The organism is Nonomuraea sp. NPDC050227, from assembly GCF_044459705.1.
Lineage (GTDB): Bacteria > Actinomycetota > Actinomycetes > Streptosporangiales > Streptosporangiaceae > Nonomuraea.
On sequence record NZ_JBITJF010000006.1, the window covers coordinates 631,847 to 648,258 of the forward strand.

Sequence of the window (16,412 nt, forward strand, 5' to 3'; positions counted from 1 at the left end):
ACGCGAATTCGATCCAAGGAACGCTGATGGAGTGGGGGCGCGCGATGGGAGAGCTTTCGGCCGCGATCGACCACCTGGCCATCGAAGACGTGGCCGAGATCCCCAGGATGCAGCTCGCCGAGCAGCTGCTGGAGCTTCACTGGCAGATGGCCCGGTTGCAGGCCCAGATAGCCCGGCGCACCGGCGTCCGGCTGCCCTAGAGGCCCGCGCCGGACAAGGGGGGACAAGAGAAGGCCGCCGACCCCGTGGCGGGGCCGGCGGCGGGCTCGGCGCGGCGCCGCTGCCCTGCAGTCAGCGGCGGCTCGCGCGTGAACCCCCGGGCTGGAGCGCATCCGCCCAGACCCGTGGCGGGCCCGTCCGCCCGAGCGGCGGACCCGCGACCGACGCGCGGCAGTGCCGTCGGGGCGCTCGGCACCTTGTGAGCGCACCCCATCGGCCTGTCCTGTCGGTGCGACGACGCCCCCGTCGTTCCGCGGGCGTCCACCGACGCCGGGGAGAGCGGGAACCCGCCGTCGCGGGAACAACCTGGCACCTGAACGCGGGCCACCTCACGGCCGTCACGGCCGGTTCGCGAACGTCGGCACCTTGGACGCCGGCGAACCGTCGCACGGCCCTCGGCGGGGCCGCGTGCGCGCGTCGTCACGTCATGTCCGGGACGCGCCCGCGCGGGTCACGTCCGCGACACGTCCGGGACGCGCCGCGCTCGCCTCAGTCGCGCACCCAGGAGCCCCGCACCGAGCTCGTCAGCGCGTCGCTGCTCCAGCCGAGGGCGGAGACCATGTCGCTGTAGGAGCCGGCGGCCTTGGAGCCGTTGGCCGAGACGAAGCCCGCGGTGTCCTGCATGAGCGGGGTGATCTCGTCGACGGACGCGGTCCGGGTGGTGCCCGGCAGCGCCTCGACGACCGGCGCGGCCTCGACGGGGGCGACCTGCCCGACCATCGGGGCCAGCTCGCCGCCGGACGCGTGCGGCAGGGCCATCCTGGCGGCGCGGGTGAGCCCGCCCATCCCGGACTCCATGGACAGGTCGCGCAGGCCCTTGGTGGCGCCCGTCATGCTCGTGGTGGCGGTGCCGGCCGTGCCGGAGCCCGTGCCGGGCAGCAGCGCGCCGCCGCCCACCTTGCCCATCGCGCCGCCGACCGAGGCCCCGGCCAGGGCGGTCATCGTGTCCATGGCGCCGCGCAGCGGGGCGCTCGTGCCGGTGAGCCCGCCGTTGCTCTGGGGCGCGCCCTTGACCAGCGGCTGCGCCATGCGGGCGCCGCCGAGCAGCGGCAGCGACTTGGCCAGGCCCCGGCCGCCGCCGCCGATCGCGCCGCTGCCGAGGATGGGCGACAGCTCGGGCAGCGGGCCGCTCGCCTGGGTGACGTCCTCGGCCGCGTTCGGCGTCATCGCCAGGCTGGCGCGCCGGTTCTCGTCGGCGATGTCGCGCGCCCTGGCCTCGCCGGCGGCGTCCGCCGCCTTGGCCTTGTTGGCCCCCGTCAGGCCGCCGAGGCCGCCGCCCAGGCTGCTGAGCAGCCCGCCGCCGAGCAGCCCGCCGAGCAGGTCGAGCGGGCCTCCGCTGGTGCCCCCGCCCAGGCCGTCCAGCGGGACGATCTTGGCGGTGTGAGTGAATTGAACTTCTGCTTGAGCTGGCACGGCCAAAGCCGCCGCCAAGCCGAATGCTGTGACGGCAACGGCCGCCTTGACTACTCGATTCATGATTGCCTTCCCGGCTCGTGATCGATCGCTCTCGAATGCGGTGGAAATGCGAATCGATAACCCCCGAATGCCGTGGCGCACACGCTATGGGCACCACACGAAGCGTGCTGTCACGGCTGAGCTACGGAAGCAGTTGTATCACTCACGGTGATCGCCCGCAGGCGGCCGGAAAGCCCATGTAGCAGGGTTTGCAGCCCGGTTACCGAGTAAAGGGGGAGCGTTGAGCGGAGAGACAAAACGGGAAATACCCCGGTTTTGATTTCGATTCCGCGCGGACCCGATCACCATCGGGACCGCGACACCGACGTGCGCCCGCACGGCCCGCGAACAAGTGGTCGCATTAACAAATGTCGCGGGCCGGGGGCGCACAATTCAGGGACGGTGGCGCGAGAACGCGACCACTCAGATGGGCAGCAAGGCGTCGGCCGGCTCGAACGGAAAACGCTCGGCGAACGCCGGCCGCAGATCCGTCAGCCAGACCGCCGACGGGTCGTACCGGGCGAAGAACGGCCGCCCGACCAGCTCCGGGTCGCGGGCCTGGATGAGATGCAGCACGAAGACGCGCTCACCGGCGATCTCGGTCACGCCGTCCACGCACACCTTGCCCGGCGTGGCCGACATGGACGGCCCCCGGACCGTACGGCAGAGCCCGGAGACGGTCGAGTAGGCGTCCCTGAAGATCTCGTACGCGCGGGCCAGCGGGACCGCGAAGTAGTCCTGCGGCCCGGTGTCGCGCTCGACGAACATGTAATAGGGAATCAGCCCCATCCGCAGCTGCCGCCGCCACATCGACGACCACACGGCGGGATCGTCGTTGATGGACCTGATCAGCGGCGCCTGGGTCCTGATGGTGGCCCCGCTGCCGAGGATGCGTTCGACCGCCGACTCCACCAGCGGCGACTCCAGCTCCCGCGGATGCGAGAAGTGGGCCATGAACGCCAGGTTCTTGCCGGCCTTCACCACCTCCTGGAACAGGCCGAGCGTGGCGTCGGCGTCGGGATCGGTGGTGAAGCGCTGCGGCCAGTAGGCCAGCGCCTTGGTGCCGATGCGGATCGATTCGAGCTGGTCGAGGCCGAGCAGCGGCTCGATGTAGCGCCTGATGACCGGCTCACCCATGATCATGGCGTCGCCGCCGGTGATCAGGACGCTGGTGACCTCGGGGTGGTGGCGGATGTAGGACACCATCCGGTCGATGTCGTCGGAGGCGAACTTCAGGTCCGCGTCCCCGATGAACTGCGCCCACCGGAAGCAGTAGGTGCAGTAGGCATGACAGGTCTGCCCCTGTTTAGGGAAGATCAGCACTGTCTCTGGATATTTGTGCTGCATGCCGGGCACCGGCTCGTCGCCCATCCTCGGGACGTTGAGCTCCTTCTGCCCGGCGGGATGCGGGTTGAGCTGCGCGCGTACGCGGTTGGCCTCGGCCTGGACCTCGCTGTTGGGCGCCTCGGCCTTGAGCAGATCGGCCAGCCTGGCCACGTCCGCGGCGGGAAGCATGTCCTCCTGCGGGAAGACGAGGCGGTAGATGGGATCGTCGGGCGCCGCCGACCAATCTATGAGTTCATCCACGACATAGGCGTTCGTCCGGAAGGGCAGCACCGTGGCCACGGCGCGGACCCTCAGCCGCTCCTCGTCGTCCAGCCCCGCCCGTCGCAGGAGCTCGTCGAGGTGCTTGGACGTGTACGCCTTGAAGCGTCGCGTACCTGCCTGGTTCAAGATCACTAGGCCTTTCCCATCTTTTTTGTTCGATCGCGTGTAAACCTCACGACCCAGTCGCGCGTCTACGGTTCTTAATATCCGGACGCGACGCGCCGCGTCCCCGGTTCCACTGGGCTCCAAGTTTCCTTGCAGGTTTGACACTCGCGACATATCGCGATTCGACATACACTGATTCATCGTGACCGAGGATCTCGATCTGCGCGCCTCCGACGCCGACCGCGACCGCGTCGCGGCCCTGCTGGGCGACGCGCTCGCCACCGGAAGACTCACCAGCGTCGAGCACGCCGACCGTCTGGAGATCGCCTACACGGCGAAGACGATCGGCGAGCTCGTCCCCCTCACCCGGGACCTGCCCGCGGTGTCCGCCCCGTCCGCCCTGCCCGAGGCCATCGAGCACCAGGTGATCAGCTCGAAGTTCAGCAAGATCGTGCGCAAGGGGCGCTGGGTCGCCTCCCGGCGCACCAGGCTGTCGGCCCGCTTCGGCGCCCTCGTCATCGACCTGTCCGACGCCGTGCTCCCCGGCAGGGAGATCACCATCGAGACCGACGCGAAGTTCAGCAAGATGATCGTCCGGGTGCCGGAGAACGCCCACGTGATCGACGAGGGCAGCTCGATCTTCGGCAAGCGGAACGTCAGCGGCGGCTCGGCGGGCGACGGCCCGCTGATCCGGGTCACCGGCTCGTCGAAGTTCTCCAAGGTCGTCGTGACCCGCGGCCTCGACGACTGGAACCTCCACTGACGGGCCCCCGCGACTGGAACCGCCGCGCCGGGGAAGCAGGGAGGTCCACCCGCCGGTCGACCTGACATCCGGCCTGCCTACGATGCGGACATACACGAGCCCGCGTACCGGCCCGGCCGGGCGACGGCGGGCTCGTCTGTCCCACGAGGTGACCATTGTCCGACAGCAGGCCCGTCGCGCTCGACGCCATGGGCGGCGACCACGCTCCCCACGAGATCGTGGCCGGCGCGGTCCACGCCGTACGGGAGCGCAAGCTGCCCATCGTGCTCGTCGGCTCACCCCGCATCCTGTACGAGGCCCTGGCCGACCACGACGCCACCAAAGAGGTCCCCATCGTCCGGGCGGAAGAGGCCCTGGCCATGGACGAAGGCGCCCTGGCCAGCCTGCGCCGCCCGCGCTCCAGCATCGCCATCGCCTGCCACCTCGTCCGCCGCGGCGACGCCTCGGCCGTGGTGTCGGCCGGCTCGACCGCGGGCATCGTCGCCACCGGCAGGCTCCGGCTCAAGGCCCAGCAGGGCGTCCTGCGACCGGCCATCGCCGTGGCCCTCCCGACGCTCCCCACCCCCACCCTCCTGGTGGACGCCGGCGCCAACGCCGAGGTCAAACCGGAGATGCTGGTGCAGTTCGCCCACCTCGGCGCGGCCTACGCCGAGCTGGCCTACGACATCCCCGAGCCCCGGATCGGCCTGCTCACCATCGGCAGCGAGGCGGAGAAGGGCAACAAGCTCGTCAAACGCGCCCACGAACTGCTGCAGTCCTCCCCCGGCATCCGCTTCACCGGCAACGTCGAGGGCCACGACCTGCTCACCGGCAAGGTCGACGTCGTCACCACGGACGGCTTCACCGGCAACGTCGCCCTCAAGACCATGGAAGGCGCGGTCCGGTACGCCTTCGGCGAGCTGGCCGAGACCATCGGCGAGAGCAGGATCGCCAAGTTCGGCGCGCTCATGCAACGCGGCCGCCTGCGCGAGCTGCGCAGACGTCTCGACGCCGAGGCCCACGGCGGCGCCGTCCTGCTCGGGCTGAACGGGACGGTGGTGATCGCCCACGGCTCCTCCAGGGCGCCCGCGATCAGCGCCGCCTGCCAGGTCGCCGCCGACCTCTCCGCGGGCGGCATCGTCGCCAGGATCGGCGACCGGGTCGCCGCCACGCATCGCTCACACAGACTCTGGTGACGCCGTAGTGTGTGAGACCGATCCACAGGAACGGGGGAAATGTGGACGGCCTCACCTCAGCACAGGTGGCGGGGGCGAAGACCAACGAGGTGCCGCGGCGGTCGAGCAGATCGCTCAGCGCGATCATCAGGGCGAACGTGTTCACCCTGTTCAACCTGGTCATCGGCGTGCTCTGGGCGCTGATCCTGATCTTCGGCGAGTGGCAGGACGGCCTGTTCGGCCTGGTGATCGTGGCCAACGCGCTGATCGGCATCGTCCAGGAGCTGCGCGCCAAGCGCACCCTCGACAAGCTCGCCGTGATCAACGAGGCTCCGGTCCGCGTCCGCCGCGACGGCCGTGAGCAGGAGGTCGAGCCGCACCGGGTCGTCCTCGGCGACCTGGTCCTGCTCGGCTCCGGCGACCGCCTGCTGGTCGACGGCGAGGTCGTCGACTCCGACGGCCTGGAGGTCGACGAGTCGCTGCTGACCGGCGAGGCCGACCCGGTGCACAAGAAGCCCGGCGACCAGGTGTTGTCGGGCAGCTTCGCGGTCGCCGGCGCCGGCGCGTACGTCGCCACCCGCGTCGGCACCGACGCCTACGCCGTGCGGCTGGCGGAGGAGGCCAGCAAGTTCCACCTCGCCCACTCCGAGCTGCGCGAGGGCGTGGCGAACTTCATCAAGTACATCACCTGGCTGGTCGTGCCGATCGGCGCCCTGCTGATCTACAGCCAGCTGCACAACTCCGCCGACTTCTCCACCGCCATCACCGGCGCGGTCGCCGGCATCGTCACCATGATCCCCGAGGGCCTGGTGCTGATGACCTCGATCGCGTTCGCCGTCGGCGTCATCCGCCTCGGCCGGCGCAAGTGCCTGGTCCAGGAGCTGCCCGCGATCGAGGGCCTGGCCAGGGTCGACGTGCTCTGCCTGGACAAGACCGGCACCCTCACCGCCGGCGGCATGGACCTCGACCAGGTGCTCCCGCTGCGCGACGGCCAGCCGGTCGAGCCCGCGCTGGCCGCCCTGGCCCACCTCGACGCCCGTCCCAACGCCACCGCACAGGCCATCAGGGCCCGCTACCCCGCCCCCGCCGACGGCTGGGCGGCGGCCTCGTCCGTGCCCTTCTCCTCGGCCCGCAAGTGGAGCGGCGCCGACTTCGGCGGGCACGGCGCCTGGCTGCTGGGCGCCCCCGACGTGCTGCTGCACGACGGCGACGGCTACGACAGGGCCGCCGAGCTGGCCGCCACCGGCACCCGCGTGCTCGTCCTGTGCCGCACGCCCGACCTGCGGGCCGCCCAGGACGGCGGGCCCGTCGAGCCCGTCGCGCTGGTCACCCTCAGGCAGCGGATCAGGCCCGACGCGCTCAAGACCCTCGGCTACTTCGCCCAGCAGGGCGTCACGGTCAAGGTGATCTCCGGCGACAACCCGGAGGCGGTCTCCGCCATCGCCATGAGCCTGAAGATCCCCGGCGGCGACCGTTCCATCGACGCCAGGACGCTCCCCCAGGACGACCCCGTCAAGCTCGGCGAGCTGCTCGACTCCCACACCGTGTTCGGCCGGGTCAGCCCGCAGCAGAAGCGGCAGTTCGTCGGCGCGCTGCAGGCCCGCGGGCACACCGTGGCCATGACCGGCGACGGCGTCAACGACGTCCTCGCGCTCAAGGACGCCGACCTCGGCATCGCCATGGGCGCGGGCAGCCCGGCCACCAAGGCGGTGGCCCAGGTGGTGCTGCTGGACGACAAGTTCGCCACGCTGCCGCACGTCGTCGGCGAGGGCCGCCGGGTGCTGGCCAACATCGAACGCGTCGCCAACCTCTTCCTCACCAAGACCTTCTACGCGATCGTGTTGTCGCTGGCCGTCGGCGTGGCCGGGGTGATGTTCCCGTTCGCGCCCCGCCACTCCACCCTCACCAACGCGCTGACCATCGGCATCCCGGCGTTCTTCCTGGCGCTCGCGCCCACGTTCGAACGGGCGCGGCCGGGGTTCGTCCGGCGGGTGCTGCGCTTCGCCGTGCCGGCGGGGGTGTTGTGCGCGATCGCGGTGCTGCTGTCGTTCTGGGCCGCGCACAGCGGCACCTCCACCCTGACCGAGGACCAGACGTCCGCGGTGATCACGCTCTTCCTCACCACCTGGTGGGTGCTCGTGCTGATCACCAGGCCGCTCAACTGGTGGCGGATCACGCTGCTGGCGTCCATGGCGGGGCTCTTCGCGCTCGCCCTGTCGCTGCCGCCCGTCCGGCGCTTCTTCGCCCTCGCCCCCGGCGACCTCAGCAACGACCTGACGGCCGTCGGCATCTCCCTGGTGGCCGCTGCGGCGATCAGCATCGCGGTCAAGGTCGCCGGTACCCTTAGAACATGACCGACCCGCAGATAGTGCTCACCGAGCGCGTCCAGCAGGCGCTGGCCAACGCGTTCGGCGCCGAGCACGCCGACGCAGACCCGCTGATCCGGCCCTCCCAGTTCGCCGACTTCCAGGCGAACGTCGCGATGAGCCTGGCCAAGCGCCTGCGACGGTCCCCGCGGGAGGTCGCCGAGGCGATCAAGGCCGAGCTGTCCGACTTCCCCGGCACGGTCGAGGTCAGCGGCCCCGGCTTCCTCAACATCACGCTCGCCGACTCCTGGATCGAGTCCCAGGCCGCGGGCATGCGCGACGACCAGCGCCTCGGCGTCGGCACCAGCACGCCCGCGCAGACCATCGTGATCGACTACTCCGCGCCCAACGCGGCCAAGGAGATGCACGTCGGCCACCTGCGCACCACCATCGTCGGCGACTCCCTCGCCCGCCTGCACGAACACCTCGGCAACAAGGTGATCAGGCAGAACCACCTCGGCGACTGGGGCACCCCGTTCGGCATGCTCATCGAGCACCTGCTCGACATCGGCGAGCCGGCCGCGGTCGCCCAGCTCGAAGCGGGCATGGGCACCGAGTTCTACCAGGCGGCGCGGGCCAAGTTCGACGCCGACGAGGGCTTCAAGCAGCGCGCCCGGGTCCGGGTCACCACCCTCCAGTCGGGCGACCCGGCCACCATGCGCCTGTGGCACGTCTTCATGGACGCCACCGTCCGCTACTTCAACAAGGTCTACTCCCTGCTCGGCGTCACGCTGACCGACGCCGACCTCGCCGGCGAGAGCATGTACAACCCCATGCTGGAGAAGACCTGCGCCGACCTTGAGGCGTCGGGCGTCGCCGTCCACAGCGAGGGCGCGCTCTGCCTGTTCCCGCCCGGCTTCACCGGCTCCGACGACAAGCCCCTGCCGCTCATCATCAGGAAGAGCGACGGCGGCTACGGCTACGCCTCCACCGACATGGCGGCGATCCGCTACCGCGTCCACGACCTGAAGGCCGACCGCATCCTCTACGTGGTGGGCGCCGACCAGGCGCTGCACTTCCGCATGGTGTTCGCCTCCGCGCAGATGGCCGGCTGGCTGCCCGACACCGTCTCGGCCGAACACGTCCAGATCGGCATGATGCTCGGCAAGGACGGCCGCCGCTTCAAGACCAGGTCGGGCGAGTCCATCAAGCTGATGGACCTGCTCCAGGAGGGCGTCGAGCGGGCCTCGGCGGCCATCGCCGAACGCGGCTACGACGAGGCCACCCGCAACGAGATCGCCCTGGCCGTCGGCATGGGCGCGGTCAAGTACGCCGACCTGTCGGTCAGCCACGACAGCGAATACGTCTTCGACTACGACCGCATGCTGGGCTTCACCGGCAACACCGGCCCCTACATGCAGTACGCCACCGCCCGCATCCGGTCCATCTTCCGCAAGGCGGACATGGAGCCGGCGGCCGCCACGTCCCCGATCCTGCTGGCCGAGCCCGCCGAGCGCGCCCTGGCCCTGCACCTGCTCGGCTTCGGCACGCTCATCGAAGAGGTCACCGCCCGCTCCGAGCCCCACCGGCTGTGCAACTTCCTCTTCGAGACGTCGAGCCTGTTCAGCACGTTCTACGAGCAGTGCCCGGTGCTGCGGTCCGACGTCGAGCCCGAGACCCGCGCCTCGCGGCTGGCCCTGTGCGCGCTGACCCTGCGCGTGCTCGAAACCGGCCTCGACCTTCTGGGCGTCCCCGTCCCCGACCGTATGTAACAGGCAGTTGGCTCAAAGTCTCCCGTTCCGTCATGGGCGCGCCTCCACCGGGTTGGCGCGCCCTAACGGCTAGGCTTTACGCGGTCATGAACTGAGGCCGAAATGGGGGAGTTCTCTGCCTTGAGCACGGACCTGACTGCGAGCCCCCAAGCAGCGACGGAGTTGCAACGCTACGCCGAGGCGCTGCTGGCGCACCTCGCCGCCAATGGCACCGCTCCTCCCGCCGCTCCGGGCTTTCGCGACATACCCGGCCACTGGCTGCCCCCTGCCGTCGAAGCACTGGTCGCCATCCTCGCCGGCGACGACCCGCTCGAACCACTGAGCAGGGCCGCCGGCCGCGACCAGCAGCAGACCGCGCTCTTCCTGTGCCTGGCCCTGGCGGTGTCCGGGCAGGGCAGCCGCATCCACGCCTCCTGGCTCGGCACGGCCTTCGGCGAGCTGTCGCTCGACCGTCCCGTCACCCACGGCCAGCGCTCGCTCTGGCTGGCCGCCGCCCGCGGCGCCTACGGCCCGGCCGGCAAGATCTTCGTGCTGCGCAAGCTCGACGCGCTGGCCGTGCAGGAGCACGCCGACGTCGAGGAGTGGGTGCAGGCGCTGGTGCCCGGCGAGCCCGCGGTCGTCGTGCCGCCGTCGCTGGCCGACTTCCCGGAGATGGCCGAAATCCCCGAACTGGCCCGTCCGGCGGTCGCGGCCGCCCGCCTGGCCAGGCTGCGCGGCCGCTGCGCCGAGATCACCTCGGCCCGGCAGGCCGACCACGACTCCGCCGCCCCGCTCAGCAACAGCTCGGCCAGCCCGGCCGCGTCCTGGGCCGAGGACGAGCCGCTGGCGGTCCTGCGCGCCCAGATCGGGCAGGGCGGCCCGGCCGGCCCGATGGCCTCGCTGATCTCCCACCTGCTCGACGACCTGCGTCCCGGCGCCGACCCGCACCTGGCCGCCATCGCCCTGCACGTCGCCGCGCCCATCCTGCGCGGCCTGGCCGAGGAGCTCGAAGCCGACAGCCGGCTGACGCCGCCGGCCACGCTGACCGTCCCGCTGCTCGGCCACCGCATCCACCTGCGCCCCGAAGGCCCCGACGAGACCTCGATCGCCACGGCGGAGCACGCCATCCTCACCGAGGGCGTCGTGCCGCGCGGCCGGCCGTGGGCCGCGTTCGTGCTGATCGTGGCGGGTGTCGCGTGCCTGGCCGGAGCGGCGTTCAGCGCCTCGCTCCTGCTGGCCGCCGCCGGGGTCGCCATGCTCGGGCTGGGCGGCTGGCAGCTCTGGCAGCGCCACAAGACGATCGTCGCCGACGCCCGTTACGTGGCCGGCCAGGTCAACGAGCTGAAGGAGCTGGCCGAGGGCGCCGTCTGGGCCCTGCACGCCTACGCCAGAGAAGCGGACGCGCGCGCGAAACAGGCCGCTGACGATGCAGCCGAGCTCACCCGGCTGATTCGTCGCGGCCCGCGCGCTGCTTAGACCCGATCAGGTCGTCTCGATCTCCACGTGCGCCGGCGCGAGCAGGAACACGCGATCGGCGATGCGCTCGATCCGACCCTCGCAACCGAACGCGAGCCCGGCGGCGAAGTCGACCATCCTCGTCGCCTCGGGCATCGCCATGCCCGTGACGTCCATGATCACCGTCTGCCCGTCACGGAAGTGCTGACCGATCAACGGTGCGTCGTTGTACTTGAGCGGCTGGACCATGACGATTCGCGACGCGTCGACGTTCGCGCGCCACCGCCGGGCGGCCCGCTCCGTCGCCGGAACGTACTCGTCCTCGTAGTGCTCGTCGTCGTCATAGCCGTCGTCGTAGTGATCGACCCCGCTCAGGCCAAGGTAGTTCACCACCTTGCGCACTGCCCCCATCGGCTTGTCCTTTCCTCAGGAACTCACCGTAATCGGCACGTCCCTACACATTGGACGGTAACCGACGATTCCGCATTCGCCACGCGACACGCCCAGCCCTAATTCCATTTTGTACGGCTTGCAACCCGCTTGCATCTGGATATCCGTCCCCCCCGTATAGCATCGGCCACATGCGCCTGTTCACTGTAGACGCCTTCACCGACACAGCTTTCAAGGGTAATCCCGCAGGTGTCTGCCTGCTGGACTCTCCGGTTACTGATGGGTGGATGCAGAGCGTAGCCGCCGAGATGAACCTCTCCGAGACCGCCTTCCTGCTCGGCGATTCCCTGCGGTGGTTCACCCCTGTGGTCGAGGTCACTCTCTGCGGTCATGCCACGCTGGCGACCGCTCACGTTCTGTATTCGACCGGCGCCGCGACCGGCCCCGTCGAATTCCGCACGGCCGGCGGAACGCTAACGGTGAATCGCGTCGCCGGAGACCTCATCACGATGGATTTCCCGGCCAAGGAGGTGACGCCCGTCACGGTTCCCGACGGCCTGGAGAAAGCGCTCGGAGCCACCCCGGTACGGGTCGGGAAAAGCGACCTGGACCTGCTGGTCGAGGTCGATTCAGAGGAGACGGTACGCGCCCTGCGCCCCGACATCCCGGCCCTGTCGGCAGTGGAGGCGCGCGGCGTCATCGTCACCGCCCGCGGCACCGGCACGGATTTCGTCTCACGATTCTTCGCTCCCCAAGTGGGCGTCGCCGAGGATCCGGTGACGGGTTCGGCCCACTGCGCCCTGTCGCCGTACTGGTCCGCGCGGCTCGGCCGCACGGCTCTGACCGGTGCGCAGCTGTCCGCCAGAGGCGGCCTGGTCCACACCCGCCTCGACGGCGACCGCGTCCACCTCGCCGGCCATGCCGTGACCATCCTCACCGGCACACTCCTCACGCCCGGGTAAAAACTTCCTTACCCTCCTTGCTTCCCTCCACTCGGCTGTCTAACCTACAAATCGAGTTGGAGGTTAGCTACCACGACAGAAGCAGGAGGTTCGGAACCATGCTGCTGACTTCGATCGACCCGTTCTTCCAGGAGTTCGAGCGCCAGTTCAACCGGCTGGCCCGCCAGACCTTCGACAACGGCGGCGCCGCCACGATGCCGATGGACGGCCTGCGCCGCGACGACGACGTCGTCCTGCGCTTCGACCTGCCCGGCATCGACCCGGACTCCATCGAGGTGACCGTCGACCGGGGCGTCCTCACCGTCAGCGCCCGTCGCGAGGAAGAGATCGCGGAGAACGAACGGCTGTTCGTCCGCGAGCGCCCGATGGGCACGTTCACCAGGCGCGTCTACCTGTCGGAGCACCTCGACAGCGACCGCATCGACGCCGGCTACGCCAACGGCGTGCTCACCGTGCGCATCCCGGTCCTCGAACGCGCCAAACCGCGCAAGGTGGAGATCCGGCGCAACGACACGAAGGCCATCCGGGCCTGACCCGGCGCCGGGGGCGGGGCATCCCGGCCCCGCCCCCGAACCCCGAGGAGGCCACGATGCCCGCGCTGCCCTTCGACGACGAACACGCCCCGCTCTACTCTCTGGGCCAGGTCGCCGAGATGCTCCAGGTCCGCCAGGCCTACCTCCGCCGCCTGGACGAACACGACGTCATCAGCCCGAGCCGCTCGTCCGGCGGCCAACGCCGCTACTCCCGCAGCGACATCCTGATCGTCCAGCACGTGACCGACCTCGCCGACCAGGGCATGACCCTGATCGCCATCCGCCGCATCCTGGAACTCGAACGCGAACTCGCCGACGTCCGCCGGCAACTCAAAGAAGCCCGCACTCGCCTCGGCGAGCCCACTTAGCATGCGGTGCCCCTGAGCGAGGTGCGCTTCCCCTCCTCTCCCGCCACAAGGCCAGCGGACCCCCTGGGCGATACCGACGACGAGCACCAGCCTTCTAGAGCTTGCCCAGACCGCCAGCGCCGAGCTGCCCGCCCTCCACCATCCCCACCGCCTGCCGCACCACCGCAGGTAATCGCGCCCCCGATCCCCCCGGCCACCAGCTACCGGCCACCAGCTACCGGCTACCGGCTACCGGCTGCCGGCTGCCGGCTGCCGGCTGCCGGCTCAATCGTCGCCCCCCGACCCCCGCCACCAGGCCGCCCCAGGCACACACGCCGCCCCGACCTGTCGGACATAGGATGCGCCCTTGCCGCACCACCGCCCGACCCCGACAGGACTCGCCCGCCATGAACCCCCACCACGAACACCTGCGCACCCGGTTCCGAAGCGCTCAACTCCAACCCCCGCCCCCACCCTGGCGCCCCCTGCCGCCAGTAGCGGTCGGAGGCTTGACCGGCGTCGGCTTCGCCGTACACCCCGAATCGGGCGAGGACCTCATCCTCGTGACCTCTCACCAGGGACGCGGCGTCCTCAACTGCGTCACCGGCCGGCGCACAGCACGCGACCCCGACCCAGAACCAGCCTGGCCGGACGACTACACCCTCACCTGCCAAGGCATAGGACCTCTGACAGGAACCCCCATCAAGATCTCCGGCCTCTTGGGCGGCGGACTGCACACCACCACCACGAATGGATGGTCCGTCGATGTCGTCACCCCCGACTGGCCCATCGAAAGCGTCCTGCTGTCCAGTGGCGGTGACCCCTACCGCGACGAACCCGGATCAACCTGGTGGCACATCCACCGCGAAGAGGGCTGCGAGCTCCGCACAGCCGGCTTCTCCCCCACGGGCCGCACCCTGGCCATCGCCTCCAGCTGCACACTAACCCTCTTCGCCCACCCCTGACCTCCAGCCAACTGCCATGGCCTCAGAACGGCCAATCTGCCGAGCCTCACCAAGCTCGCGCTGACACCCAGCCCAGATCCTCTGCCAACACAAGCCCGGCTCCTGGAGTGCACAGCTACGCCACCAGTCCGGACAGTTGAGTGGGGACATCCGACAGGCCGGCAACAGCACTGATGGGCATGGCCGACAGGGACAAAGTCCCAGGCATGAGCAGGACTTCGCTGACAGCACCTCGTTCCGGTCATCGCGAAGTCCCGGTCATCGCCGAAGGCAGGTCTGCTTCTATGGCGCGGCTGCCAGGAGCCGCGCGTAGGGGGGAAACTGGTTGCGGGACGAGGCTCCGCGGCGAGACCGGCCCGGAACGGGATGTGGGTTCCAGACCGGGACGACCGGCCAGGATTCGCAATGGGGTGGCTGGAAGTTCCCCGAATGCAGCGTGTGGGCCGGGACGCTCAATCACGGTGATCTGCCCGCGGTTCTTGACCGAGTCCAGAGCATCGCCTGGCGATGCCCAACCGCCGTCCAGGTCTTCTTGATGGATCAAGCGGAGTCGTTCTTTCGGGTGTGGATGCTGCGGAACGGCATGCTGAAGCAGCATGCACCCACGCGCCCTGGCGAGGAGGATGAGGGCCACGTCCATGAGAGTGGTGTACGAGTTTGACCTGGTCACAAGCGTGGCGGCCGTGAAATGAACACGGCCATCGCGTGATCCTTCGAGTGCAAACAAGAAGGAGATCAAAGCGATGGCCGCAGACAACAGTGTGACGCCCGCTGCATGGCTGGCGAAGCAGATCGAGACCGACGATCCGGATCTGTTGCGATCCATGGTGAAGACCATGGCCGAGGCGTTGATGTCGGCCGAAGCCGACGGCCTGTGCGGGGCGCCGTACGGCGAGCGCAGCGACGAGCGGACCAACTCCCGTAACGGTTATCGGGCCCGGCAGTGGGACACCCGCGCCGGAACGATCGAGCTGGCGATCCCGAAGCTACGCAGCGGCTCCTACTACCCCGACTGGCTGCTGGAGCGGCGCCGCCGTGCGGAGCAGGCGCTGATCAGCGTCGTGGCCACCTCCTACCTGCTCGGCGTCTCCACCCGCAGAGTCGACAAGCTGGTCGAGCAGCTCGGCATCAAACACATCTCCAAAAGCCAGGTCAGCCAGATGGCCAAGACCCTGGACGAGCAGGTCGAGGCGTTCCGCACCCGCGCCCTGGACGCCAGCCCCTACACGTTCGTGTGGCTGGACGCGCTGACGCAGAAGGTGCGTGAGGGCGGCCGCACGATCAACGTGCACGCCCTGGTCGCCACCGCCGTGAACGCCAACGGGCAGCGGGAGATCCTCGGGCTGGAGGTCACCTCGGCCGAGGACGGCGCGGGCTGGCTGGCGTTCCTGCGCGGCCTGGTCGCGCGCGGCCTGTCCGGCGTGCAGCTGGTGATCTCCGACGCCCACCGCGGACTGGTCGAGGCGATCGGCGCGAGCCTGCCGGGCGCGGCCTGGCAGCGCTGCCGCACCCACTACCTGCGCAACCTGCTCACCACCGTCCCGAAATCGGCGCAGCCATGGGTGGCCACGCTGGTGCGTACCATCTTCGACCAGCCCACCAGCGAGCAGGTCCACACCCAGCACGCCTGGGTGATCGACGCGTTGGAGGCCAAGTATCCGGCCGCCTGCGAGCATCTGGACGGCGCCCGCGAGGACCTGCTGGCCTTCGCCGCCTTCCCCCGCGAGGTCTGGAAACAGATCTGGTCCAACAACCCGCAGGAGCGGCTGAACAAGGAGATCCGCCGCCGCACCGACGTGGTCGGCATCTTCCCCGACCGGGCCGCGATCGTCCGCCTGGTCGGCGCCGTTTTGGCCGAGCAGACCGACGAATGGACCGAAGCCCGCCGCTACATGGGCCTGGACGTGCTGGCCAAAGCCCGGATGCGGGTGATCCCGGGCGACACACCCGCCCAGAACCAGATCCCACAGACACTCACCGCTTAACCTGCAGAGACAGGATCACGCGAAGATCGATTCATACACCACGACCGTGGACGTGACCGAGGATGAGGGCTTCTTCACTGGCGATTCCAGGTGATTCCGCCCATTTATGTCGAGGCTGACACGGGCTCGTTCGCACCGAAAGCGCCATCTGCGCCTTGCAACAGCGCACCTCCAAGCGGCCCAGGGGTCCGGGGGCCCAGTGGGCCCGCCACGGCCGGCCCCTGTACCAGCACCGCCCCCAGCACCGCCACCACACCCGGAATGGAAGAAACACCCCGGAAATGCAGAAAGGGCCCCGACCGAAGTCGGAGCCCTTCCCAAAGATTGTCCGGCGGTGACCTACTCTCCCACACCCTCCCGAGTGCAGTACCATCGGCGCAGAGAAGCTTAACTTCCGGGTTCGGAATGTAACCG

General features: G+C 69.8%; 14 protein-coding genes and 1 rRNA gene. 11 read left to right on the forward strand and 4 right to left on the reverse strand.

Features of this window, described 5'->3' with window-relative positions; all coding sequences use genetic code 11:
* Positions 1 to 44: 44 nt before the first annotated feature.
* Positions 45 to 200 carry a hypothetical protein gene (locus ACIBK9_RS26455; RefSeq protein ID WP_185845322.1) on the forward strand — a complete coding sequence of 52 codons (156 nt, stop codon included), beginning with the start codon at positions 45 to 47 and terminating at the stop codon, positions 198 to 200.
* Between the two features lie 508 nt (positions 201 to 708).
* On the opposite strand, the gene ACIBK9_RS26460 is transcribed toward ACIBK9_RS26455, so the two are convergent.
* Both ACIBK9_RS26460 and ACIBK9_RS26465 read right to left on the reverse strand, forming a co-directional pair.
* Positions 709 to 1,632 carry a hypothetical protein gene (locus ACIBK9_RS26460; protein WP_387681374.1) on the reverse strand — a complete coding sequence of 308 codons (924 nt, stop codon included), beginning with the start codon at positions 1,630 to 1,632 and terminating at the stop codon, positions 709 to 711.
* A gap of 465 nt (positions 1,633 to 2,097) precedes the next feature.
* Positions 2,098 to 3,414: a lysine 2,3-aminomutase gene (locus ACIBK9_RS26465; protein ID WP_358298713.1), complete on the reverse strand. Its 1,317-nt coding sequence runs from the start codon at positions 3,412 to 3,414 to the stop codon at positions 2,098 to 2,100.
* A gap of 175 nt (positions 3,415 to 3,589) precedes the next feature.
* Between ACIBK9_RS26465 and ACIBK9_RS26470 the strand changes: the two genes are divergently transcribed.
* From ACIBK9_RS26470 to ACIBK9_RS26490, 5 genes are all read left to right on the forward strand, one after another.
* Complete coding sequence (locus ACIBK9_RS26470) at positions 3,590 to 4,150, forward strand: DUF1707 domain-containing protein (protein WP_397161691.1); 561 nt, start codon at positions 3,590 to 3,592, stop codon at positions 4,148 to 4,150.
* 155 nt (positions 4,151 to 4,305) lie between these two features.
* The gene (gene plsX, locus ACIBK9_RS26475; RefSeq protein ID WP_397161692.1) at positions 4,306 to 5,325 is read left to right on the forward strand and encodes a phosphate acyltransferase PlsX; all 1,020 of its coding nucleotides are present in this window, start codon (positions 4,306 to 4,308) and stop codon (positions 5,323 to 5,325) included.
* Positions 5,326 to 5,366: 41 nt separating this feature from the next.
* Complete coding sequence (locus ACIBK9_RS26480; protein WP_397161693.1) at positions 5,367 to 7,658, forward strand: HAD-IC family P-type ATPase; 2,292 nt, start codon at positions 5,367 to 5,369, stop codon at positions 7,656 to 7,658.
* The gene (gene argS, locus ACIBK9_RS26485; protein ID WP_397161694.1) at positions 7,655 to 9,382 is read left to right on the forward strand and encodes an arginine--tRNA ligase; all 1,728 of its coding nucleotides are present in this window, start codon (positions 7,655 to 7,657) and stop codon (positions 9,380 to 9,382) included. Before ACIBK9_RS26480 ends, argS begins: the two co-directional genes overlap by 4 nt.
* A gap of 162 nt (positions 9,383 to 9,544) precedes the next feature.
* Entirely contained in the window at positions 9,545 to 10,837 is a 1,293-nt protein-coding gene (locus ACIBK9_RS26490) for a hypothetical protein (protein ID WP_397161695.1), read from the forward strand.
* A 6-nt stretch (positions 10,838 to 10,843) separates the two neighbouring features.
* Here ACIBK9_RS26490 and ACIBK9_RS26495 read toward each other — a convergent pair whose 3' ends face one another.
* Complete coding sequence (locus ACIBK9_RS26495; RefSeq protein WP_352320833.1) at positions 10,844 to 11,227, reverse strand: cell division protein SepF; 384 nt, start codon at positions 11,225 to 11,227, stop codon at positions 10,844 to 10,846.
* A 170-nt stretch (positions 11,228 to 11,397) separates the two neighbouring features.
* On the opposite strand from ACIBK9_RS26495, the gene ACIBK9_RS26500 reads away from it, so the two are divergent.
* From ACIBK9_RS26500 to ACIBK9_RS26520, 5 genes are all read left to right on the forward strand, one after another.
* Positions 11,398 to 12,168: a PhzF family phenazine biosynthesis protein gene (locus ACIBK9_RS26500; protein WP_397161696.1), complete on the forward strand. Its 771-nt coding sequence runs from the start codon at positions 11,398 to 11,400 to the stop codon at positions 12,166 to 12,168.
* A gap of 98 nt (positions 12,169 to 12,266) precedes the next feature.
* Positions 12,267 to 12,701 (forward strand): Hsp20/alpha crystallin family protein, encoded by a 435-nt coding sequence (locus tag ACIBK9_RS26505; protein WP_352361771.1) that lies wholly within the window; start codon positions 12,267 to 12,269, stop codon positions 12,699 to 12,701.
* Positions 12,702 to 12,757: 56 nt separating this feature from the next.
* Positions 12,758 to 13,069 carry a MerR family transcriptional regulator gene (locus tag ACIBK9_RS26510; protein ID WP_397161697.1) on the forward strand — a complete coding sequence of 104 codons (312 nt, stop codon included), beginning with the start codon at positions 12,758 to 12,760 and terminating at the stop codon, positions 13,067 to 13,069.
* 488 nt (positions 13,070 to 13,557) lie between these two features.
* Positions 13,558 to 14,013 carry a hypothetical protein gene (locus tag ACIBK9_RS26515; protein WP_397161698.1) on the forward strand — a complete coding sequence of 152 codons (456 nt, stop codon included), beginning with the start codon at positions 13,558 to 13,560 and terminating at the stop codon, positions 14,011 to 14,013.
* A 743-nt stretch (positions 14,014 to 14,756) separates the two neighbouring features.
* Positions 14,757 to 15,998, forward strand: coding sequence for an IS256 family transposase (locus ACIBK9_RS26520; protein WP_397161699.1), 1,242 nt, complete (start codon positions 14,757 to 14,759; stop codon positions 15,996 to 15,998).
* A gap of 326 nt (positions 15,999 to 16,324) precedes the next feature.
* On the opposite strand, the gene rrf is transcribed toward ACIBK9_RS26520, so the two are convergent.
* A 5S ribosomal RNA gene (gene rrf, locus ACIBK9_RS26525) occupies positions 16,325 to 16,412 on the reverse strand; the annotation flags it as partial.